This window comes from Methanobacterium alkalithermotolerans, from assembly GCF_018141185.1.
Lineage (GTDB): Archaea > Methanobacteriota > Methanobacteria > Methanobacteriales > Methanobacteriaceae > Methanobacterium_F > Methanobacterium_F alkalithermotolerans.
Window position 1 is genome coordinate 566,719 of sequence record NZ_CP058560.1, and the last position, 21,936, is coordinate 588,654.

26 protein-coding genes are annotated in these 21,936 nt (G+C 35.4%); 5 read left to right on the forward strand and 21 right to left on the reverse strand.

Annotation, left to right across the window (positions count from 1 at the left end):
* Positions 1 to 199: 199 nt before the first annotated feature.
* The 18 genes from HYG87_RS02620 to HYG87_RS02705 all read right to left on the reverse strand — a co-directional run bounded on the left by HYG87_RS02620 (position 200) and on the right by HYG87_RS02705 (position 15,135).
* The gene (locus HYG87_RS02620) at positions 200 to 3,166 is read right to left on the reverse strand and encodes an FmdE family protein (protein WP_211533688.1); all 2,967 of its coding nucleotides are present in this window, start codon (positions 3,164 to 3,166) and stop codon (positions 200 to 202) included.
* Positions 3,167 to 3,836: 670 nt separating this feature from the next.
* The gene (locus HYG87_RS02625; RefSeq protein WP_211533689.1) at positions 3,837 to 4,121 is read right to left on the reverse strand and encodes a DUF3194 domain-containing protein; all 285 of its coding nucleotides are present in this window, start codon (positions 4,119 to 4,121) and stop codon (positions 3,837 to 3,839) included.
* Positions 4,122 to 4,487: a prefoldin subunit beta gene (locus tag HYG87_RS02630; protein ID WP_211533690.1), complete on the reverse strand. Its 366-nt coding sequence runs from the start codon at positions 4,485 to 4,487 to the stop codon at positions 4,122 to 4,124.
* 46 nt (positions 4,488 to 4,533) lie between these two features.
* Positions 4,534 to 4,821, reverse strand: a complete 288-nt coding sequence (locus tag HYG87_RS02635) for a KEOPS complex subunit Pcc1 (protein ID WP_211533691.1) — start codon at positions 4,819 to 4,821, stop codon at positions 4,534 to 4,536.
* A gap of 15 nt (positions 4,822 to 4,836) precedes the next feature.
* Positions 4,837 to 5,304 carry a ribosomal biogenesis protein gene (locus HYG87_RS02640; protein WP_211533692.1) on the reverse strand — a complete coding sequence of 156 codons (468 nt, stop codon included), beginning with the start codon at positions 5,302 to 5,304 and terminating at the stop codon, positions 4,837 to 4,839.
* A 43-nt stretch (positions 5,305 to 5,347) separates the two neighbouring features.
* Complete coding sequence (locus tag HYG87_RS02645; RefSeq protein ID WP_211533693.1) at positions 5,348 to 5,479, reverse strand: Rpo12/RPC10 RNA polymerase subunit family protein; 132 nt, start codon at positions 5,477 to 5,479, stop codon at positions 5,348 to 5,350.
* Positions 5,480 to 5,749 carry a 50S ribosomal protein L37Ae gene (rpl37A, locus tag HYG87_RS02650; protein WP_211533694.1) on the reverse strand — a complete coding sequence of 90 codons (270 nt, stop codon included), beginning with the start codon at positions 5,747 to 5,749 and terminating at the stop codon, positions 5,480 to 5,482. It abuts the gene before it with no gap.
* A gap of 336 nt (positions 5,750 to 6,085) precedes the next feature.
* Positions 6,086 to 6,874 carry an exosome complex protein Rrp42 gene (gene rrp42 / locus HYG87_RS02655; RefSeq protein ID WP_394357448.1) on the reverse strand — a complete coding sequence of 263 codons (789 nt, stop codon included), beginning with the start codon at positions 6,872 to 6,874 and terminating at the stop codon, positions 6,086 to 6,088.
* A gap of 1 nt (position 6,875) precedes the next feature.
* A complete protein-coding gene (rrp41, locus tag HYG87_RS02660; RefSeq protein WP_249164874.1) occupies positions 6,876 to 7,595 on the reverse strand; it encodes an exosome complex exonuclease Rrp41 in 720 nt (239 codons plus the stop codon).
* The gene (rrp4, locus tag HYG87_RS02665) at positions 7,592 to 8,443 is read right to left on the reverse strand and encodes an exosome complex RNA-binding protein Rrp4 (RefSeq protein ID WP_211533696.1); all 852 of its coding nucleotides are present in this window, start codon (positions 8,441 to 8,443) and stop codon (positions 7,592 to 7,594) included. The genes rrp41 and rrp4 overlap by 4 nt, the downstream gene beginning before the upstream one ends.
* A 49-nt stretch (positions 8,444 to 8,492) precedes the next feature.
* Positions 8,493 to 9,188, reverse strand: a complete 696-nt coding sequence (locus HYG87_RS02670) for a ribosome assembly factor SBDS (protein ID WP_211533697.1) — start codon at positions 9,186 to 9,188, stop codon at positions 8,493 to 8,495.
* Between the two features lie 3 nt (positions 9,189 to 9,191).
* Positions 9,192 to 9,938: an archaeal proteasome endopeptidase complex subunit alpha gene (gene psmA, locus HYG87_RS02675; protein WP_211533698.1), complete on the reverse strand. Its 747-nt coding sequence runs from the start codon at positions 9,936 to 9,938 to the stop codon at positions 9,192 to 9,194.
* Between the two features lie 111 nt (positions 9,939 to 10,049).
* Positions 10,050 to 10,430 (reverse strand): Rpp14/Pop5 family protein, encoded by a 381-nt coding sequence (locus HYG87_RS02680; RefSeq protein ID WP_211533699.1) that lies wholly within the window; start codon positions 10,428 to 10,430, stop codon positions 10,050 to 10,052.
* 198 nt (positions 10,431 to 10,628) lie between these two features.
* Positions 10,629 to 11,372, reverse strand: coding sequence for a ribonuclease P protein component 3 (gene rnp3, locus HYG87_RS02685; RefSeq protein ID WP_211533700.1), 744 nt, complete (start codon positions 11,370 to 11,372; stop codon positions 10,629 to 10,631).
* Between the two features lies 1 nt (position 11,373).
* On the reverse strand, positions 11,374 to 11,793 hold the full coding sequence (locus HYG87_RS02690) for an RNA-binding protein (RefSeq protein ID WP_211533701.1): 420 nt from the start codon (positions 11,791 to 11,793) through the stop codon (positions 11,374 to 11,376).
* 58 nt (positions 11,794 to 11,851) lie between these two features.
* Positions 11,852 to 12,406 carry a 50S ribosomal protein L15e gene (locus HYG87_RS02695; RefSeq protein WP_211533702.1) on the reverse strand — a complete coding sequence of 185 codons (555 nt, stop codon included), beginning with the start codon at positions 12,404 to 12,406 and terminating at the stop codon, positions 11,852 to 11,854.
* A 155-nt stretch (positions 12,407 to 12,561) separates the two neighbouring features.
* Positions 12,562 to 14,604 (reverse strand): histidine kinase N-terminal 7TM domain-containing protein, encoded by a 2,043-nt coding sequence (locus HYG87_RS02700; protein WP_211533703.1) that lies wholly within the window; start codon positions 14,602 to 14,604, stop codon positions 12,562 to 12,564.
* A 210-nt stretch (positions 14,605 to 14,814) separates the two neighbouring features.
* Complete coding sequence (locus tag HYG87_RS02705; protein WP_211533704.1) at positions 14,815 to 15,135, reverse strand: carboxymuconolactone decarboxylase family protein; 321 nt, start codon at positions 15,133 to 15,135, stop codon at positions 14,815 to 14,817.
* 307 nt (positions 15,136 to 15,442) lie between these two features.
* On the opposite strand from HYG87_RS02705, the gene HYG87_RS02710 reads away from it, so the two are divergent.
* The 3 genes from HYG87_RS02710 (at position 15,443) to afpA (ending at position 17,928) form a co-directional block, all read left to right on the forward strand.
* Positions 15,443 to 16,558 (forward strand): ABC transporter permease, encoded by a 1,116-nt coding sequence (locus HYG87_RS02710; RefSeq protein WP_211533705.1) that lies wholly within the window; start codon positions 15,443 to 15,445, stop codon positions 16,556 to 16,558.
* Positions 16,551 to 17,219 (forward strand): ABC transporter ATP-binding protein, encoded by a 669-nt coding sequence (locus HYG87_RS02715; RefSeq protein ID WP_211533706.1) that lies wholly within the window; start codon positions 16,551 to 16,553, stop codon positions 17,217 to 17,219. Before HYG87_RS02710 ends, HYG87_RS02715 begins: the two co-directional genes overlap by 8 nt.
* A 142-nt stretch (positions 17,220 to 17,361) precedes the next feature.
* Positions 17,362 to 17,928, forward strand: coding sequence for an archaeoflavoprotein AfpA (gene afpA / locus HYG87_RS02720; RefSeq protein ID WP_211533707.1), 567 nt, complete (start codon positions 17,362 to 17,364; stop codon positions 17,926 to 17,928).
* 115 nt (positions 17,929 to 18,043) lie between these two features.
* Here afpA and HYG87_RS02725 read toward each other — a convergent pair whose 3' ends face one another.
* Both HYG87_RS02725 and HYG87_RS02730 read right to left on the reverse strand, forming a co-directional pair.
* Positions 18,044 to 18,376 (reverse strand): hypothetical protein, encoded by a 333-nt coding sequence (locus HYG87_RS02725; RefSeq protein WP_211533708.1) that lies wholly within the window; start codon positions 18,374 to 18,376, stop codon positions 18,044 to 18,046.
* Between the two features lie 93 nt (positions 18,377 to 18,469).
* Positions 18,470 to 18,952, reverse strand: a complete 483-nt coding sequence (locus HYG87_RS02730; protein ID WP_211533709.1) for an adenosine-specific kinase — start codon at positions 18,950 to 18,952, stop codon at positions 18,470 to 18,472.
* Positions 18,953 to 19,247: 295 nt separating this feature from the next.
* Here HYG87_RS02730 and HYG87_RS02735 point away from each other — a divergent pair, with 295 nt between their 5' ends.
* The gene (locus tag HYG87_RS02735) at positions 19,248 to 19,598 is read left to right on the forward strand and encodes a P-II family nitrogen regulator (protein WP_211533710.1); all 351 of its coding nucleotides are present in this window, start codon (positions 19,248 to 19,250) and stop codon (positions 19,596 to 19,598) included.
* Positions 19,599 to 19,825: 227 nt separating this feature from the next.
* Positions 19,826 to 20,515, forward strand: a complete 690-nt coding sequence (locus HYG87_RS02740; protein ID WP_211533711.1) for a HEAT repeat domain-containing protein — start codon at positions 19,826 to 19,828, stop codon at positions 20,513 to 20,515.
* 43 nt (positions 20,516 to 20,558) lie between these two features.
* Here the strand turns inward: HYG87_RS02740 and HYG87_RS02745 are convergent, their stop codons facing one another.
* Positions 20,559 to 21,755 (reverse strand): potassium/proton antiporter, encoded by a 1,197-nt coding sequence (locus HYG87_RS02745; protein ID WP_211533712.1) that lies wholly within the window; start codon positions 21,753 to 21,755, stop codon positions 20,559 to 20,561.
* Between the last annotated feature and the right edge of the window lie 181 nt (positions 21,756 to 21,936).

A 21,936-nucleotide genomic window follows, 5' to 3' on the forward strand; every position in this document is an offset into this window, starting at 1 on the left:
TTATTTAATCAAAATTGTTCCTTTATGCAAATAAATAATTTAATTAATTCTAATATAAAATTAACTATTAGTATTACATTTCAAGCGGAATAGATAAATTTGTAATACAATTAAGAGTAATAGAATCCATTTAAATTGATAATATTCAGCAATATTAATTCTAATAGCTAAAAAAAAGAAAAAAGAAAAAAAATATTTTTTATTTTCCAAATAGACCAAATCCACCTCTGAGGAATCCAAAAGCAGCCAATCCACCAATAGCCAATATACCAATAATAATAGCATATACTGGTACATCTGACTGGTTTTCAGTAGATGGTTGGGTTTTACTTACCTCGTAGGCTTTTTCATCACCACTTAACTCTTCCCCTGCTTCTAATTCAGGAGCAGCATGGGTGTGAGTATGGGCAGCATGGGTATGGGAGTGTCCCACCGTTCCGGTGTGTACATGTCCACCTGGTCCATGAGTGTGTCCACCGGTACCGTCGTGGGTATGTCCACCATCACCATGTTGATGATCTCCGCCAGGAACCTGAATCAGATCAGATAGTGTTCTGAAGGGTAGACTTCTCAAAAAGTCGTGGGAATTGAAATCAGCTCCACCACCCTGCTTAATTAAATCAAATTCAGCAGCAGTGATATATTTTGGCTCTGTGGTTTCAATTTTTACTGGAGAAATCATTCTTGCAAATTCCTCGTTTTTGTATAAAGCTACAAAACCAGCAATTTGAGCTTCCCTTCGGGCTTCATTAGTAGTAAGACCGGTCATGTCAAACCTAGCCCATTCAAAGGTTACTATAACTGCTCTACCCACTTTATTTACTGGATCCCATATCACCAGCAATCCCTCATCAGTTCCTGAAGGTAAAGCTGCATTGTTATCCAGTAAGTCCTCATTCAGGAGTCTTTGGCTCATGTAGGTTCCACTTCCCGGGGATATGCCCATCAGATAGATTAGACTGTCATCTTTACAGTAGATACTGGATGCAATCCAGAAGTAGTTCTCCTGTCCACTTAAAGGGAAATCGGTTAGAACTTTATCAACTATGAAGAATCCAGGCTGTACACCAGGACAGGCATGATCGTGGTATAGGAAAGTCATTAGCTGTTCAAATGGCGGATTATTTCTCCAGGCATTGGCAATGGATTGAATATTAAACCAGTTACCTTCCTTGAAAACATTACGGGATAGATCATTGATTCTAGCCTGAACATTTAATGCATTAGGGCCAATATCATTTACCTGTTTACCATCCTCAGAGGTTCCCACCCAGAATTGATGGGTTTCCGGGTCGTAACTCATGTAAATTGAGTCCATGGTTACTCCATCAGCACCTCTTAAGGTAAAGGTAAAGTACAGTGGTTTCCAGGGTGCATTGTGCATGGGAAGTAGAGTGTAACGACTTAATCTGGATCCCAGAACTTCGAAGATTCCATCCATGGTCATATCAGTTAACTGACCATTAAAGCGGACGTATCCAGCAGAAGTCTGTACCAGAAGATCCCGGTCATCTTTTTCCAGGATTATTCCTTTTTCATTGAAGAATATCTCTTTAGCCAGGTTAGCTGCGTCGATTCCGATTTGTTTCATTTGTTGTGGAGTTAAAGTTCCCACTGGATTATTTGCAGGTACTGCTCTTACAGCATCTGGTAATCCCAGGCCTGCAATATAAGTCAGGTCTAATCCTGCTGCTTCTTTTGACTCAATACGCACAGTTCCATCAGGATTTTTAATCTCACTGGCAGATCCCAGCAGGTAGTAGTATGCTTCCTCATTTAATCCATCTTTATCCAGAAGTATATCGATGTATTGTTCCGGAAACTGGTTTAGTTTTCCCAGTAGCCAGGTGGTTAACTTCAGAGGATACATGTTGGTGTGTACATGATCCTGGGTTACGTCATCGTGGTTGTGGTCGTGTTGGGCCTGGTTAGGGCTTAGTCCGGTTTCAGCAAAGAAATCCTGCTGGAACTTGGCACGGTTAAAGCTCAGTACGATAATGGTACCAGTTTTAAGTACATCATTCCAACGAATGAAAGCTGCCATTTGCTGGGTTGCACCAGTTTCACTGGTATCAAATCCAGATAGAGCTCCTCCACTGCCAGGTCTGATATTGAGGATGGTTAAAAATGCATCGTCTTTAGAATCACCAGGAATGGTTATTACTCGGTAGGCAGTCTTATCAGCAGGAGCACCAGAGTGAGTTAAAGTTTCCTGTTCTGGTGGGAAGTACTTTAAGAGCACTTCAGTCATGGCATATCCACTGATGGTACCATCACACATGTGTCCATGGAATGCAGCAGCCTTCAATAGATCTGTAGGGGTTCCCACTGCCCAGGCATTGGCCAGACTGGCCACCGGATAAGTGTCCTTGCCTATCTTATGATTGGCATTGGTCCACTGGGCATCGGTCATGCTTGCAGATATGGTTCCCACATAGGAGGGGGTTAAAGTCCCATTGTAGAAGTAGGCCAGTAGTAACTGGTTTCCTCTTTTTACCACAAAGGCAAAGTCCACAGGATCAACCGGGGTTTTCTTTAAAAGTAACAGGTTACCCTGTCCATCGGTGATTAAACCATTGGACTGATTTATAATACCCTCTATGGCATCTTCAGATGTGGTTCCATTTCTTTTAGGTACACCAGCGGTGGTTATGCACAGTACTTTATCGGCGGTGCCAAAGTTCAATAATTCATTGGCTTTTTTGGTAACTTCCCGTCCTAAACGGTAGTTATCCGTGGCCACCATATTGAAAACTACATTGGCATATAAATTAGGATCAGCTAAATCAGTTGGATGTTTACCTACAGTGACTTCCTGTTCCTGAGTCTTATAACCTGGAGCAGAAACTATTACTTTGAATTTACTTCCTTCTGATGCACCAGGATATAAAAATTCCAGTTTATAACCCTGAAAAACAGCATCATAAGTCTTGGTAAAATCAACAGCCTTACCTTCAGCATCCTTTAAGCTGATACCGGGATTAATAACATCATTAGCATACTCATAATTCACCTTAACCCCAATAATAGGATCAATAAGCTCATCGATATCTGCATCATTTACTTCATCCCCGGATAAAGGCTGATCCACAGGCAATCCGCCTTCACCACCTGTAGTTTCTTCAGTAGCTGCAACCGCACCACACATAGCCAGCGCGAAAATCATAGTAATTATTAGAAATGTTGCTTGTTTTTTTATCTTTTCACCTCCTTTAACTATTAATTTAAAGTTTATTGCACTGTTGTGCAATCCTAGATAGTAGTAATAATATATATAAGCATTTTTTATTACTAATCTAAGGCCTAAAGAAAGTTTTGTAATAAAAAGAGTAAGGATTTAATACTAATTTTAGTTTTAATCCAGGAAATGTAATAATTATAGAGTAGTAAAAAAGAGCAGCAAAATTTATTATGCTAAAAAAAGGAATTATAAGGCCCTTTAAAAAAAAATAAAAAAACAAAAATAAGGATATAATATAACAATGGTTATAAGTATTACTAAGTAGATATCCAGCAGGGGATCTATCAATAGAACCCTGCTGAAAAAAGAGGAGGTACTCCAATGGTATTGTTTGAAGGATAACTAATTTAATAATACTTAAAAAGGATTAGTTATCAACAGATACTTTAGGTGAAAAGTTATTTAAGACTTTCTATTTAAATTTTATTAATAATATGATACCAAAATCAAAGAAATAGTAATAATATCAGATTAAAATAAAACATATCTCCCATGGATATACCCTGAAACTCCAAGAAAACCATATAAAATTAAAGAGGTTTAATCCATCCTAAATAACTAAAATAAACAAAAAAAAGGAGAAAATTAAAAAAAATTATTCCCGATAATTATCATCTAAAAAAGATTCTAAAGCTTTAAAGGTAAAATCAAGAGCCTGATTTACAATATCCTCATCATAGACACATAATTCATCCACCTGAAGATCAATAGATAAATCAACATCCAGTTCTTGATTATAAGAAACTTCTGATTTAATATCCAGATCATCAATCTCTTTAGAGGAGATCTGATTTAAAATAAAATCTTGAGCAGTTGAGGATAAAAAATCAGAGATTTCATTTAGATCCTCAGGGCTCAATTTTTTAAGCTTTCCTGGCACTTAATTTCCCATTCCCGGGTTCATTCCAGCTCCCTGCATGGCTTCCTGTAAAGAGGCCTGCATTTCCTGGAGCTTTTTCATTACCCTTTCCTCCTGACGAGTGATAGTTTTCTCTCGAAGCTGGAGGGTTTCTGCTTTTTCTTCCAATTCACTGTTTATTTCATCTTTTTTAACTTTAATGAGTAAATTTCCTGCTGTTTTGAATACTTCAGCCTCATCATCAGTTTTTTTTAATTCTTCCAGAGCTTTTTGAGTTTCCTGGATTTGCATTTCCACGGTTTGTTTTTGCATGGAGATGGCCTGGGCCTGTTGCTGCAGTTGTTGAAACTGGGCTAATTGATGCTGAATATTTTTAGGGAGTTCCATCATATCACCTCAAATTTTATGATTTAATTAAATTATCCTAAATGAATTAAGATTTTAATAAATTTAACATCTCTAAAGAGAGAATAATCCATCTAATAGATGAATTAAGGGAAGCTCTAAAAGAAGGAGCATCCCGGGCATGTATTTTTAAATATAAAGTGCTGCCTTCCCTATCCATTTTCATGGTAGCGCGAGAAGAAGGTGAACTTTCCAATTCAGGGGAAATTGAATCAAATATTACACGGGATTCATATTCTGAATCCATTTTAATTTCCACAGTAGCCTCTAGCGAATTTAAAGGATTGAAATCATCAATATCAATGTGATTTAACATATTAACCATTATAATTCATTTTATATAAATTTTTAAGCCAGTGCAATTACCATTTTTATCAATAAAATCCATAACGGCCTTATATTTGTTATCTGTATTTTTTATCCAGACCAGATTAGAATAATTATGCTCATTATCAGATTTAACTGGTAAAATATTTTTTAAAAGGGATAATTCATGCATCTCACACTTAAAGCCTAAATCATCAGGTTTAATATGTAATCGGCTGTCGGGTAATGCTATATTCACATCTAAAGATACAATTTCCTGTCCCTGGTTTCCATAGAATGTGATTTTAGAGGGATTGCCCTGGGAGTCGTTGATTATCAGGGTGGTTTCATATCCTTTGCTTGATGTTTTAAGAAAAACATCGCGCATGCTCATTTTACCCCGGTTTATACACTCCGCGGAAAAAACCCGGCTTAAAGCTTTGCATAATTGACGGGTTTTAGTAGATGGCTTTCTAGAGGTGGTTATAAGCATTAAAACAGCCTATTCTCAAGATATAGTAAAATAACCCGTATAATTATCGGGCTTTAATGGTTCTTTTAACCACAGGGACTTCTTTAAATAAAATTCGATACCGGCAGCGTGGGCACTTATTTTCCATGCTGGCCCGGGGATCAATTATAAAGCCACACTCAGCACATTTATACAATTACAAGCCTCCAACAATCCTCTTAATGTTTCTGGTAGCAGTTTTACCCATAGGTGTAGAGGGGACATAGGCCCCGCCAGTGAAAACTGCATCACATTTTTTGCATTCCCATATGCCTCTACTTACTCTTTTAACATAAGGTCTATCACATTTAGGGCAAACATGCTTCTTTTTCATGTTTTCTTCGATTTGCTTTACGGTTCTTTTGGCTTTCCTACCGTACCTTGCACCAAATCTTCCAGTAATACCTACTTTTTTGGTTCTTGCCATTTATATCACTCCAGGTAAATTTTAATTTTTAATAATATCCACCACCAATCCCACTATCTTTATTATGGGCCGGTGAGGATCTATAAATCCATCATACATTACTTGAATGATGATTTATTAAATTTAATATAACCACCAATTACTAATGGTTCTTTTAAAAATGTAACTCCCCTGAAAATATCTTTAGAAAAGAATCTCCATTAAAAAAGTCACTTAATTAAATATCATCTTCTTAATATTTCTAATTAAAACTATTAAATCCATGCCATATAACATAATTAGATATCTAAAATATAATTAAAGGAATATTTAAAGGTAAGGTTTTTGGAATGATAATCATTCCAAATATTTCATGAGTTCTTTTGATTTACCTTCCGTAATTTTAACTGCATTCATAATCTCCTCTTTAGTCAAAGGAGAATCTCCACCTTTTTGCATGGCGCAGATTTTATCAGATGCAGTTATTCCAATAGATAACCGTGCAGATAGAATTTCTTCTTCATCAAGTGAAGGGTCAATTACCAGCTGCTCCCCTATCTTAGCAAAAGTGCACATCACTACCTCTTCCCGTATAGGCAAGGGTTTCATATTTTCATGGTCAATAATTATTTCATTATCCACCACTTTTACCTCAGGAATCATGGTATTTTTCAAAGCAGCTACAGCACCTAAAACCGCCGCATCCATCAGATTACCATCATAATCCAGTATATGCAGGTCAATAAATACCATCCATACTTTTTTGCCCGGAATAATGCATAATTCTTTTAGATCAACCATTTCACTTTCCCGAATACATCTATCTGCTACCCGGGAGAGCTCTACCGATCTTTCATCTGGTGGTCCTGGTTCAAAACTGGGGGAGGCCATAGGGAGTAGTTCAGAATTGGTCATTAAAACCCCCACATCAGGAGTATCCGGGAATGGTTCCCCAATTTGTGGTTTGGTACCTACCATTATCTGAGTATTGCCTATTTTGACACGTGCAGAACCTTCAGCTTTGGAAATAACACCGGTTTCCAGGGATATCTCACGATATTCATCCAGGGCCCTACCATCAACCCGTTCTTGGTTATTAATCAGATGAGTTATACTTTTACGAGTAATTTCTGGAACGATATTCATTTTATTCACCATACCTCTTTTTCAGGGCTTCCTTTTGTACTTCGCTAATCTGATTGCATCCTTTAATGGCCAGATCCAGTGCTTTTTCAAATTCAGCTGTAGTTAAATTACCATCGCTTTGTAGCAATGTAATTTCGCCACTGCGAGGTAAAATGGCCACCGGCACATCTGCCTGTCCATCTTTATCTTCCACTTCTGAAAGGTCCAGTACCACCTGTCCATCCACTTTCCCTGCAGCACAGGCCACCACCATATCCTTCATAGGGATACCTGCATCAGCCAGAGCTACAGATGCTGCAGTAATCCCGGCACAACGGGTGCCTCCCTCTGCTTCCAGTACTTCAATAAAAATCTCAATCACAGAACGGGGATATTTTTCCAGTATCACTGCTGGCTGGAGTGCTTCAGCAGTTATCTTAGATATCTCAATTGATCTCCTATCCGGGCCCGGTCTTTTACGGTCATCCACCGAGAAAGGTGCCATGTTATACCGGCATCGTATATATGCCCGGTCTGGTCGCTGAAATCTTCTTATGAATGATTCTTTAGGGCCATAAACTGCCACCAGTACTTTATTCCCTCCAAATTCCAGGTAAGCTGAACCATCCGCCCTTTCTAATACACCTGCTTCGATTTTTAAATTTCTTAATTCATCAAAAGCTCTTCCATCTTCTCTTGATTTTGCCCCAATATTGGTACCTAATGTGATGATAGTAATCACCTCTTCAGATTTAAATTCAGTTTAGATTCTATAATTTCTTGAGGTAGGTTTTTATCCTCTTGGCTAGACGAATCCTCATCTTTTTCATCAGGGGACTGATCATTATTTTCTTCAGTTTCTCCTGGTAATTCTTCAGCTTCGTCTAAATCTTCAGATACTTCTTCAGATTCTTCAATTTCTTCACCAGTTAGTTCAGCAAGCATTTCCCGGACACGGTCCGTTAATCCAGAAGTATGGGCCTGGTTTTGGATCATTTTTATGACCTTTTCTGCAATTCTTTCCATGTCAGTTTGCCCTTTAACCCATACTACTCCGTTTTGACCAACCACAATATCACAGTGGGTCTTGTCTTTAATCATGTTGATCATGGAGCCTTTTTTGCCTATTAAACGGGGAACTTTAGTAGGGGTGATATGAATCAAAATCCCACCTCTGAATTTACCTAAACCACGGCCTTTTAATCCCAGTTTAACTTTTTTTACTTCATCCACATCAATTACCCGCAGAAAAAGAACATCTCCCACTTTGAAAACCTTTTCCAGTTCTCTTTTTTCTTTTCCAAAAACTTCTGAAGCAGGTAAAAGACCAGAATAAGGAGAATTAATATCTAATCCCCACATAGAGAATCTGATATCGTTTATTTCTCCAATTACCACATCCCCTCTTTTAGGGATGTATTTGCTTTGTAGGGGAATTACACTAATTTTTTTGTTTCTGATGGCCACCAGTCCCACCACTGATGAGCAAATCTTATTTTCTTCCTTGAAAGTCCCTCTTCCAGGATGAAAGTCTTCATCTGCTAGAATTTCACCAGGAACAACCAGATCTTTATCATTTACAAATATCACATTATGCCTCCTTTTATTGGAAGGCCACCTAGAATAGGTAAAAGGAGAGTTATTTGATAACCCTGGCCTCGAGTTCGCCGCCTGTAAGTTGACTCATTTTCTGATAAAACTTATCTTGCAGGCCCCCAGGTATCTCCACCACGGCTATCCATGAGCCATCCTGTTGCCATTCTTCCTTTAATATTTTCCCAAATTTAGAAATATCGCTGTAAGAACTCCCTGCTACTTCTCCAGGAAGTTTAATGGCCATTTTAACTTTTTCAAATCTAATGGGAATTTTTACTCGAATGGCTTTTAAAACCAGCTGAACTTGTTCATCAACGGGTTTGAATGGATCAATATGAACTTTTGCCTCTTCCATGGCCTTTTCTATACGCCTTGTTGGGTGAGGTAGCCCATTTTGAGGATTGATAGATTCTCTAGCTATCTTATTTACAATTTTTTTGTACTTTTCCTCTAGCATTTCCCGCCGCTGCTGGGCAGTAAGCTGTATTTGTCCTTTCTGGATAATGGCAGATGCCACTTCCAGAGAATCTACGGTTTCAAATACTTTAAGCATGGCTTCTTCTGATGCTTTGTCTCCCTTTTTAGCGTCTTTAAATATTTCCTGTACGGCCAGAACTTCTTCCAGGTCCATTGATGGATCTTTTTTAAATTCAGCAGATAAATCAGGATCAACAAGTATTTCAAAACGTTCACCGAAAGATTCTAAACGGGCGATAACAGCATCATCAAGGTTAACCATATCCTATTCCTCTTCTTCCTTTTCTTTTCTTAAAAGAAGTTCTTCTACGTGATCCTTTATTTCATCTTCAGATAATTTGCGGTATTTTTTATCTTTAGAATCAATAACTGCGATTTCGACACTTTCTGGAGTGGTTTTACCTTCAGTGGCCTCGTAAACTGCATCTAAAGCCAGTTCAATAGCTTCTTCCAGAGTCATGTCCTCTTTATATTTTTTTTCAAATTCTTCCATAGCTATTGGTCTTCCAGCACCTATGGCCGTAGCCTTATATTCTATTAATGCTCCACTAGGATCGGTTTCAAATAAATGACATCCCTTGCTATTTACTCCCCCAATTATTAAAGCGGATCCAAAAGGACGTACCCCTCCATGCTGAGTATACATCTGTTTCATGTCACATATTTTTTTGGCCAGGGATTCGACCCGGATAGGTTCATTGAAGGTTATTCTATTAACCTGAGCTTCTATTCTGGCTTTTTCAATAATTGCCCGGGCATCTGCCACTAAACCTGAGGTAGCAGTTCCAATATGCTCATCAATTTGGAATATCTTTTCTATAGATTTAGGTTCTACCAATTTACTGGTTGGTCTCTTGTCCACCACAAGGACTACTCCTTCAGCAGATTTTACACCTAAAGACGTAGTACCTCTTTTTACGGCCTCTCTTGCATATTCCACCTGAAATAGTCTTCCATCTGGACTAAAAACAGTAATGGCCCTATCATATCCTGCACTTTGAAGTGGTTGCATAAGTATACCTCTCTAATTTATTCAATTTTTCTTATGAAAGTAAATTATATTCTAAAAAAATTCTCTTATTCAAAATTCAATTGATTTAATTTGTTAATTCTAATATTTATGTTAGGGACTGGGTTTAATAAACTTTTGTGTTGCAGATTTAATAGTACCTGCTAAACCCAGAGTATGGAAAACCAGTTGTTTTCCTTTATAGTTAGATATAAGACATAAGGCCCCTCTAACCTTTTCTTCATCCCCTCGATTACATTGTAAAATGCCTTTTAAATAAAAATGACCCTTATTAGAACTATTTGAATTTAAATCCCAGGAACGGGTAACCCACAGCCGGAATTTGCTGGTCTCACACTCACCATGAAACTTCAGACAGCTTTCCCAAATTATATATATCAAATCATCTCTAGGAAGTGGTACTTGTGAAATTACCTCAAATGCCAGGTATCGCTTATCCCCTCGCAGGGTGGGAGGAAGTATTTTAAGTTTCATGATTATACCAGAATTTTATAAATAAATTAAGGTTATTTTTTATAAATAAAGGCTTAGGTAAAAAAATCAATTTATTGATTATAAAATATTAACCAGAATAAATAATCCTGATTAATATCCTTAAATAAATCCCCTCTAAGAGAAATTAAAGTGAGGATTTTATTCCAAAAATAGTTTCAAAAAACTACCATTATAATTCTATTTTTCATTAATTATTTTTACCCCATTCACCACCATGTTCTTTCTTTGCTGATTATAATCCAGAATAAAAGATGGTGAATCAGATATAGCCCTTAAAATCTCTTCTTTTTTTAGTCCCAGGCAGCTATACAAAGCCATTATGTCCCGGGGAGTTCTCAAATCATATAATGTTCTGGCCCCACTGGTAATTAAAAGCAGAAATTGGAACTTGCGTTGTAATTTTATAATATCCCTGAAATGAGCCATTATTTTAGACCTTAAACTGTTTCTGGATTTTAAAAGGTCGCTAAAACATAATTCAATAGCCACATTATTTTTAGCAGCTTCCCTGGATAGAACATGGTTTATACCGCAATCTCTACGCTTATAATATGGCCGGGATAAAATATCAACCTTTACATTCTCACATGCTGCCCGATTAATCTTCAAATCTCCCCCATCAACCATTAAAATGTTGGTTTTATTTCTAAGACTTCTTATCTGTTTTTGAAGGTGGTGGGGGTTTTTGCCCTGAATTATAATACCAGGAGTTATAGAAAATTCATCAATTTTAAAAGATTGGGGGTGAGGGGGCGCGGTTTCATCATTTATAATTTTATTAAAATTCTCCAGAGCGGATTTATAATGTTCATTAGAGTAAAATATTGATATCCCCTGATACCCTAATCTTTTAGCTTCATTAATTAGAGCTAAATCAGTATCCGGGTTTTTGCCATTGAGATGAAAATCAAAGTACTTCACATTAATCAAACAGTTCCCGGGCTAGTTTTAAGGCCCCTTCTTTTTTCGCAGGATAGGCAGCAAATTTAATCCGGGTATGGATCGAGTCACCATGTTCTACTACCTTCCATTTATGGGAAAATGCATCCTGTTTACTGAATCTAAGGAATAAATTTCCATGATCATCCATCTTTTTATCCAGGTTATCTATAATATCATTCCGGCAATCAGAATCTATTTTCTTTAAATTCTTTAGAAAAGTTTTAATTTCTTTCTTTTTACTGAACTTTTGATGGAATATTATAACCTTATTTTTATAGTAACCTTCAGTTAACTCTCTTTCAGGTGAAGCATAGGGAAAAATGGTATTCAATGCTTCTAATACCTTTTCTTCGTTTTCTGTTCCATGGACAAATACCCGGTAGGAAATATTATGGATCATAGAAACCAGTTAAAATAAATCGTTTAAATAAAAAAATAAAATAAAAAAGATAGGAAATCTATTTAGATTTTCTTACCTTTTCTGCACCTTTTCCTTTGTTTCGCAGTCCACGGGTCTTTTTACCCTGACTGGTCAATCCTCGGAAGGCTCTTCCACGGTGCTGTTTTTCACAAATCCAGTTAATCTTAGGATCACTCTTAATGGTGGGATGGTTTGGATCTACCAGTATAACTTCGTAGAATTTGAATTTACCATCTTGCCATACCCAGTAAGAATTTAAAACTTCCATATTAGGGAATTTTCTGGCAACTCTCTCTTCGGCTATTCGCTGAATGGATTTTTTAGGAGTTATCTTAACAACACCCATTCTTTTAGGTCGTCGACCTGCTTTGAATCGAGTTTTTCTCCTTCCACCACGACGAACACGAGTTCTAACAACTACGTATCCTTTTTTAGCTTTATATCCTAAAGATCTAGCTCGGTCAATACGAGTAGGCCTATCTATTCTTTCAATTATACTTTCCCGTCTCCATTGTGGAGCTCTCTCCCACATAAGTTCCCTTACATAGGATTTATCTGGATTTTTCCATGCATCTCTTATATATTTATACATTAAAACACCTCTTTTGTTCAGCTTACGCCACATCCAGGGGAATATGTCCCCGAAAAAAAGTTGCTTGTTTCGCCTATTTGGCGATGGTAAATATTGAACCCGGCCCCTTAAAAAGGTTGTGCTAAAAAGTTATTCTCACTTTATTAAGGGCATTCTTAAAGGGGAACAATGGGTTTTTCCTGGAAAATAATGCATATTTTTGTCCCTTTGCCTTTCTCAATTAATACTTCAGCATCAATCTGCCGGGATAGCCCTTTAATTAGTTTAAAACCTAATGAATCAGATTTATTTATATCAAAATCATCTGGTAATCCTGCTCCATTATCAGAGACCATTAATATATATTGGGAATTTTTAAGTGAAAATTCCACTGTTATGTTACCTTCTTTATCCGGTAAAAAGGCGTATTTTAAACTGTTGGATAATAATTCATTGAGGATAAGGCCTAGAGGAATAGCAGTATTTACATCCAGCATCAATGATTCAACATTTAAATTTAAATCAATTTTGTCTGAAGAGGTAATATAATTATTAAAAAGATCCCGGGATAGTGAACGGCAATATTCACCAAAATCAATCCTCTTTAAGTCCTGGGACTGGTATAGTTTTTGGTGGATTAGTGCCATGGATTTAGCACGATTTTGGCTTTCTTTAAAAATATTTAAAACTGCCGGATCTTGTATATAACTGGATTGTAGATTCAAAAGACTCTGAATTACCATTAAATTATTTTTAACCCGATGATGAATCTCCTTCATCATTAAATCTTTTTCTTCCAGGGATTTATTAAGTTCTTTCTCCAGTTTTTTCCTATCAGTAATATCCCTGATTACCATTTGAACTGCAGGTTGGTTATCATATATTATAGGAACATCACCAATCTCAATATCTTTATTCTGGTTATCCAGGGTTATTATTTTTTCTTCCAGAAAAGCTAAAGATTTTCGATTAACATAAACCTGATGCAGTCTTTTTTTAGAAATTTCCCTGAAATCCGGGTGTAAGAAATCCAGTATATTTTTTCCAATTAATTCTGAAGAATTACTGGCCCCTAAAAGATTACAGGAAGATTTATTGGCAAATACTATTTTTTCATCTATTAAAACCAGGACTGCATCTGGAGAAAGGTCAGTTAACATTTTATATCGTTCTTCACTATCAGTGAGTTGGTTTTGGATCAATTTTCGATAAGTTATATCCTTTATTATGATTATTTTCCCCAGGTTATGTCCATTATCAGTTATGGGGCTTTTTTCTATTTCTACCCATATGTTCCAGGTCCCCCCTATAAAAATTTCCGATTCTAAAAACTGGTTTTCATAAAAAGCCGTAATAGAAGGTAAATTCTCAAAGACATGAGGGTAATGATTACCTACAATTTCTTCACCCAGTCCCAGTAGTTTAGAATGATTATTAATTTCTATTAAATTATCTTTATCATCAAATACCATAAGACAGTTTTTCATGCTTTTTATAAGTACCTGGTTCATTATGGGACGTATGGCTAAAAAATCATACTTAAAAATGGCAATAGCAATAATAAATCCAGAAAATACAATTCCCAGAGGGGTTACATCCAGGCCGGGTATGGGAATAGTACGGGTGGTGTAAATCAAACTAAAAATCAGAGGCAATAATCCACTTAATATTAAAGCAGATATCTGGGGGCGATATAACCTGGAAGAACTATTAAAAATTTGCAAAAGGATGATTATTCCCATTAAGGTCATTATAAAACTGTATATTATATTAACCCAGAAAAAAGGTCCAGGAACATAAACTAAAAGTGCTCCGGGAAGATTTGATACAGGGATTATTCTAATCCAGAGTAAGGGATATAAAGGGTAGGATAAAGCTAGAAATATAATTATTAAAGGTATAATTAAAATGGCTGCCTTAAAGTAAGGTTTTAGATATTTATCATAACCACCATAACTTAATATGAACATGAACCATAAAGGAGGAACTAAAGCAACCCCTAAGTACCCTAATTGAACCCAGAATATTTTGTAAACTGCTTGAAGACTAAAATATTCTCCTGCAGATGTAAAACACCATATAAAGGCAAAAAACATTAATGCACTGAAATATTTATGTAAATTTTCAGAACGATTTTTATAGCTATAATATGATAAAAACAATAAAATAATTGAGCTTATCAGTAATAGGACACCAAATGAAGAATACTGGTAGTTCATATATTCTGCTCCCGGTTGCAAGGGTTTGAGATTAAAATAGTTTATGAATAGATAAAAAGTTTGGTTTTCAGGTAATATATCGCCCATTATGGTTTTAGATATATGGCTAATTTTTTAGTTAAGGAAAATTTAGAATTTTATAAACACCAGGATCATTTTTTTAATACTTAAGTCCCGGATAATAGGGCTAAAAAAAAATAATATAGGTTTTTATTCTGTTAATTCATAGAGTATACGCATGGCCTTGGTAAAAGGAGGCATACCAGAAGTTAAAAGAACCACCCGCAGTACATCAACTATTTCATCCCGGGTGGCATCAAATTCTCGCATGGCACTCATCATCTGCTTTTTCATAGCCCTATCATCTGAATTAGCAGCAGTAATAGCCAGGGCAATTAATTTTTGAGTTTTATAATCAAGAGCCTTTCCGGTATAGGCTGCTTTATTTAATTCCACCACTGATTCATAGATATCTGGATAGTCCTTTTTAACATGGGCCATTCCTTTACCATAGAATACATCTTCTTTCACAAAATCCCTCCAACTAATTACATATTAATTCAATATAATAATATGTCATCTTTATTATATATCATTTTTTTAATTATTTCAACTGCTAATTTAATTAAAGGGCATAATAGTCAATTACTGTCATGATTAATCAATATTAAATCTTTTAAGCCTGATTTTAAAAGCAAATACATTAAAAAAAAATCCAATTTAGAATTATTAATCATAATTAATCTCTGGTGTTGAAACCACACTTCAAAAATCCCTATTTTTTCATTTAATGCCTTTAAAAAAACATTTAAATAGTATTAATTACCATTAGAAAACCATGTCATTTTTTTCACTCATAATTAAAAACCCTTTTAGAAATAAAACCCGGAGTGCGCTGGCTATTGTAGGAATAGCCATAGGAATTGCCACCATTGTGGCCCTGGGTATAATAACCGATGGATTGAAAGCCTCCACCGAAGAAACATTGAAGGCTGGAGGCGCAGATTTTAGTATAGCTGAATCTAATGTATCTGATTTATTCTTTAGTAAAATAGATGAAGAATATATAACCCGGATAAAGGAGGTGGATGGTGTTAATGATGTGGTGGGAATCTTGATGGCCATCCAGAGGGTGGAAGATAATCCCTATTTTGTTTTAATAGGGATAGATCCTGCAAAGTTATCTATAAGTAATATAAAAGTTACAGAAGGTCGAGCATTTGCTTCAGGAGATGCCAAAGAAGTAATTATAGGAAAAGTAGCATCTGAAAAGTTAAATAAAACTGTGGGAGATACTATAACCTTAAATAGAGAAGAATATGAAATAACCGGTATTTTCCAGACCGGTGATCTGCAACAGGACGGAGGAGCATTTTTATCCCTGGAAAATGTGCAGGCTATAGAAAATAAAAATGACACCGTCACCATGCTCTATGTGAAAATTGATAATGATGCTCAGGTAGAAGAAGTCACCGCTGCCATAGAAGATGAATATGGAGATGATTTAACCACCATTGCCTCCTTAGAAGATCTGGCCAGTATTGACCAGGGACTGCAAACCATTGACACTGCCTCCTGGGCCATATCCCTGTTGGCAATAGTTATTGGAGGTATTGGTGTAATCAATACCATGATCATGTCCGTTTATGAAAGGACCAGAGAAATAGGGGTTCTTAAGGCCGTAGGATGGAAAGATAGGAGAATTTTATCCATGATTCTAGGAGAATCCATAGTACTCACCCTGGTTGCAGGACTGGTAGGAGCTATTATGGGAATCCTGGCCATACAGGTACTATTGGCTTTGGGAATGGATAGTTTCATTGCACCTGTTTATTCTGCAGATGTTTTCCTGCGGGCATTTGCAGTGGCATTAACTGTGGGTCTTTTAGGAGGATTTTATCCTGCTTATCGGGCCAGTAGATTACCACCAACCGAGGCGCTGCGCTATGAATAAGGAAAATATTGTGGAGATTCATAACCTCCAGAAGAGTTTTGATAATGGTAAAATAACCGCTTTAAATGGAATAAATCTGGAAATAAAAAGGGGAGAGTTCGTATCCATAATCGGGCCTTCTGGTTCTGGTAAATCCACTCTCCTTAATATGATCGGGGCCCTGGATAAAGCAGACACCGGGAGTATAGTGGTATCTGGAAATGATCTAATCCAGAAAAAGGACCTGAGTGAATTCCGATCCCGTGAAATCGGTTTTATATTCCAGTTACATAACCTCATACCCAATTTATCTGTTCTGGAAAATGTGGAAATACCCATGTATGAAAAGAATATGTCTTCTTCCCAGATGAGAAAAAGAGCACTGGAATTACTGGAATATGTGGGTTTATCTGATAAATTGAAAAGAAAACCCACGGAATTATCTGGTGGGGAAAGACAAAGAGTGGCCATTGCCAGGGCACTGGCCAATGAACCATCTATAATTCTGGCTGATGAACCTACCGGTTCTCTGGACTCTAAAACAGGGGCAATGATACTCAATCGGCTAAAAGATCTGCATGAAAAAGAAAACGTTACCCTGATTATGGTAACCCATGATATGGATGTGGCTTCCCTGGCTGATCGAACCATAAGGGTTCTGGATGGTAAAATCCAGAACTAATTATTTTTTTTAAAAATCATAAAAAACCCCCTTCTTAATGATTTTTTAATAAGGGAACCATTTTAATTATTTTTTTTAAGTTACAAACTTTACTACTTTTTATTAGAAAAATAAATTAAGTAAGAATTATATAAACAATTCTATGACTGGTGCTAAAAAAAGAATTGCCTGGGGAATTACCGGGGCCGGTGAAAAACTACCAGAAACCTTTGCCATAATGAAGGATATACAGGAAAAGTACAGGGACTCCCTGGAAATAAGAGTTTATATTTCTAAATCCGGGGATCAGGTAGTTAAGTACTACGGAATCTTCCGGCAATTAGAAAAATATTTTGATAATGCCTGGGTGGAAATAAATGCTAATTCTCCCTTTCTGGCAGGCCAAATACAGATGGGAAAATTTGATTTGTTGATTATTTCTCCCTGTACCTCCAACACCGTGGCCAAGATATCACTAAGAATCGCAGATACCCTCCTTACCAATGCTGCTATTATGGGTCAAAAAGCAGGTGTACCCTTGTATATCATGCCCTCTGACTTTCGAGAAGGAACCATCACCACCAAACTACCTAATGGAAAAGATCTGGAATTGAATATAACCAGGGAAGATGTGGAACATGTGGAAAAATTATCCAGAATGAAGAATACCCAGGTATTTGAACATCCCGAGTATATTTATAAAATATGCGAAGAACACTCCATAAAATAGAAATCCATTAGGGGCTAATTATCCCTGAAAAAGTTGATATTAATATGATTAAGGAGAACCTCAATATTTCCAGATTTAAAAGGAGTAATAAAAATAAAAAAATAAAATATTTTTTTTAAGCTATTTCCTGAATGGTGACTCCAAAGGTGTAGTATGTTTCCCCTTCTGGAGATATTTCTTCCTTAAAGGGAGAAACTCCTTTGAAATAGGATTTAATATCACCACTATCAGCTATATTCATGGTGATAGGTTCCATATCTGTAATATTTTCAAAGAAATCCTTTATTTTAGAAATTTCTTCTTTTTTGCCATTAAATTCCACCGTAATTGTACCGGTCTGGCGTATTTTTAATTTAACAATGTCTTGAATTACTTTTAGTTGATTTTCCCCTTTTTTGGAATTTCCACTGCTTTTTGTAAAAACCACTTTATCATCTAATTCACCCATTTTATTTCCCCCTTTTAATCAAGATTACTGATTTATATTATGTTTCTAAAAATATATAAAAATATTATAAATACTGCTAAAAACAGACTTATTTCATAGTTTATAGCCTATATCCCGTAAAAACTTCTTACGGTACAAGATATCATCTTTTGATTCTACTTTTTCCGGGCTAAAACCATCAATAACTCCAATTATACCTCGCCCCTGACTGCTTTCTACAATTAATACTTCCACTGGATTGGCAGTAGCACAAAATAGGTTCACCACTTCCGGGACACTTTTTATACGCTGGGTGACATTTATAGGAAAAGCGTTTTTCATATAAATTAAAAAAGAATGCCCCGCCCCTATTTCTCTCATCTTCTCGGTGGCTAATTTTTCCAGCTGAGGATCATTACCCGAGTAGCGAATGTAACAATCACCAGATGCTTCTGCAAAGGCCAAACCAAACTTAATACCTGGAACAGTGTTTACCAGGGCTTCATGCAGGTCCTCAACAGTTTTTATAAAATGGCTCTGGCCTAAAATCAGGTTACAATCTTCAGGAACTTCCAGTTTTACTTTTTCTATCTGCAATGAGTTACCCCCTCTGATATTAATAAAATGACAGGAATATAAGTATGTGTTTTATATTAGTTAATCTTTAAAACTAAGTGTCTTAGCCGTGGATATATCCTTTATTTTAATATTTAATTTAATTTTAGCATAAACCATTAATGAATTAATATAATTCATCTTAGTTATAAAAATTTTATTATAGGGAATAAAATAAAAATACTAATTACATTTAATTTTAGATATACCCTATAATCATTGAACGGATTAATTCTCTAGTTGACATATTAAAAGTTTGTTAAAGGAGATATTAAGTATGGATGTGAAACCAAAATTTAAAGTCATATTTGCAATTGTTAAAGCAGAAATGGCCAGTGAAATTCTCGAAAAAGCATATGATGCTGGTGCAGAGGGAGGTACAATATTTTATGGTAGAGGAAAAAGCAAACATGCCCCGGAAGAGTTTCTTGGTGTGCCAATTGAACCCAGAAAAGAAATAATAATGATATTAATTAATGAAAAATGTGCTACCAAAGTTCTTAAAACAGTGTTAGATGCAGGGAAATTAAATGAACCAGGAAGAGGATTAGCGTTTATAGTTAATGTAGATGCAATTGAAGGCATAAGTAATTATGGAAAAACAGGTTCTCTTCAAGATGAATTTTAAAATATATGCTGAAATAGGGGAAAAACTTAAAAAAAAAGTATCTAATTTTAAATAAGGTCATCTTAGAATAGATTAATTTAAATTAAAAATATTATATCAAGAAAATTCTTTTAGTTACCTATTATGATGGGGTTATTTTAATTAAATAGTGTTTTATTTATTTAAATAATTAAACAATCCATGATATTCTAAGTGTTTAGTATGATTTAGAATAAGAGCTGGAAAAAATGAGAGATGAAAATAATATTGAAGATTTAATAAAAGCTTTAAATGAGGGAAGCCATAAGACTAAGGAAAAAGCAGCATACAAACTGGCAAATCTAGGAGATGAAAAAGCAGTTAAACCACTTTTAATTAACTTAAAAAATGAGAAATGGTCTGTTCGTAAAGCTGCAGCAATTGCCCTTGGAAGGATTGGAGATAAAAGAGCTTTAAAAGCATTGATAACTCTTTTAAATGATAATTACTGGCATGTGAGACAAATAGCAGCAATGTCTCTTGGTTTAATAGGAGATAAACAAGCTATTGAACCAGTTATTCAAGCATTAAAAGATAAATGTTTAAATGTTAGATGTGAAGTCGTGCTTGTGCTTGGAGAACTAAATGATTTAAGAGCTGTAGAACCTCTAATGGAAATATTAAAAGAAAAAGATTGTCTATTAAGAGCATGCGAAGTCATTTCACTTGGTAAATTAGGTGATTCCGCAGCAATACCTGCACTTGCAGGGAGTTTGAATGATGAAAATTATTTTGTAAGAGTTAATGCAGCTAATACCTTGGGAATGATTGGAAATCAATCCTCTATTGCTTACCTTAAATCATCACTTGAAAATTCAAATGGTGAATCTCAAGGATATGAAAATGCTCTAAAAAATGCAATTGAAAAAATTAAGGCCAAAACAAGTAATCGGTTTTAAAGGCTTAAAAATTATTTATACTGTTACACTTCCAATATTCATCTCATTTTTTTTCTGATTCTTTAATAGACAATCCTAAATATCGGGCAAATAAGTTAATAGTTGAACCCTGTATGAGTGCGGAAGTTATAGTGATAAAGAAAACTATATTAAAGATCATATCTGCACCTTCTATTCCTGCAACAATAGGAAATGTTGCTAATATAATGGGAACTGCGCCTTTAATTCCCACCCATGAAATTAAAAGTTGATCTTTTAATCCAACTTTAAAAGGTAAAAGACATAAAAAGACAGCAATAGGCCTTGCAACCAGGATTAAGAAAAAAGAAATTAATACCCCTATCCCTATTACAGGAATGATTTGGGAGGGAAAAACCAGAAGTCCTAATATTAGAAACATACTAATTTGCATTAGCCATGCTATTCCATCAAAGAAAGGTACTTGAATTGTTTTTTGAACAAAAGAATTATTTCCCAGTATTAATGCAGCAATATAAACACTTAAAAATCCATTACCTCCCACCAAATAGGTTGCGGAATAAGTTAAAAATGCTAAAGTGATAGTTAATACTAGATAAAGGCCGGCGATATTAAGATTAATATTATTAATAAGTTTTACAATTATTTTCCCAAAAATAACACCAAAGATAACCCCAAGCCCGAGTGATTGTATAAGCAAGAGTATCATGGCTTCAATAGAAGTTGTCGGATTTAGAATAAGAAATATGAAGGTGGTGGTTAAGAAATAGGCCATAGGGTCGTTACTTCCACTTTCAAGTTCAAGTGTAGGTTCTATATTATTTTTTAAACCTTCCTTTTTAGAGCGGAAAATAGAAAATATTGCTGCAGCATCAGTAGAGGATATAATTGAACCTATTAATAGGGAAAATAATAAAGGAAGCTTAAAAGCCAGATTAATAAATAATCCAACTGCAATTGCTGTTATAAAAACACCCAGGGTTGAAAGAGTTAATCCTCTCCAAAGAATTGGCCTAACATCAGACCATTTTGTGTCTAGTCCTCCAGAAAAAAGAATAATTATAAGTGCAAATGTACCTACATATTGTGTAATATCCGGATTATCAAAATAAATCCTCCCTATACCCTCAGAACCAGCTAATATTCCTATTAAAAGAAAGAAGAGTAGTGATGGAATTCCAAGCCGGTATGAAGTTTTGCTCATAATTATACTCATTAAAATCAAAATAGAGCCTAATAATATAAGCTGTTCAAAGGTCATGGTATATCATTATATTTTTTTTCTTAAAAATATTTCTTAAAAATAGTTATTTTAGGCACTGTCAAAAACTTGGGGGTTTTTGATTTTATGTTTTTGATAAAAAATTTTTAAATTCTTCTAAAAACCCGTTATTTTATAAAATAGAAACCTAAAAACTTTTATAATAAATGGAGCATAGTAT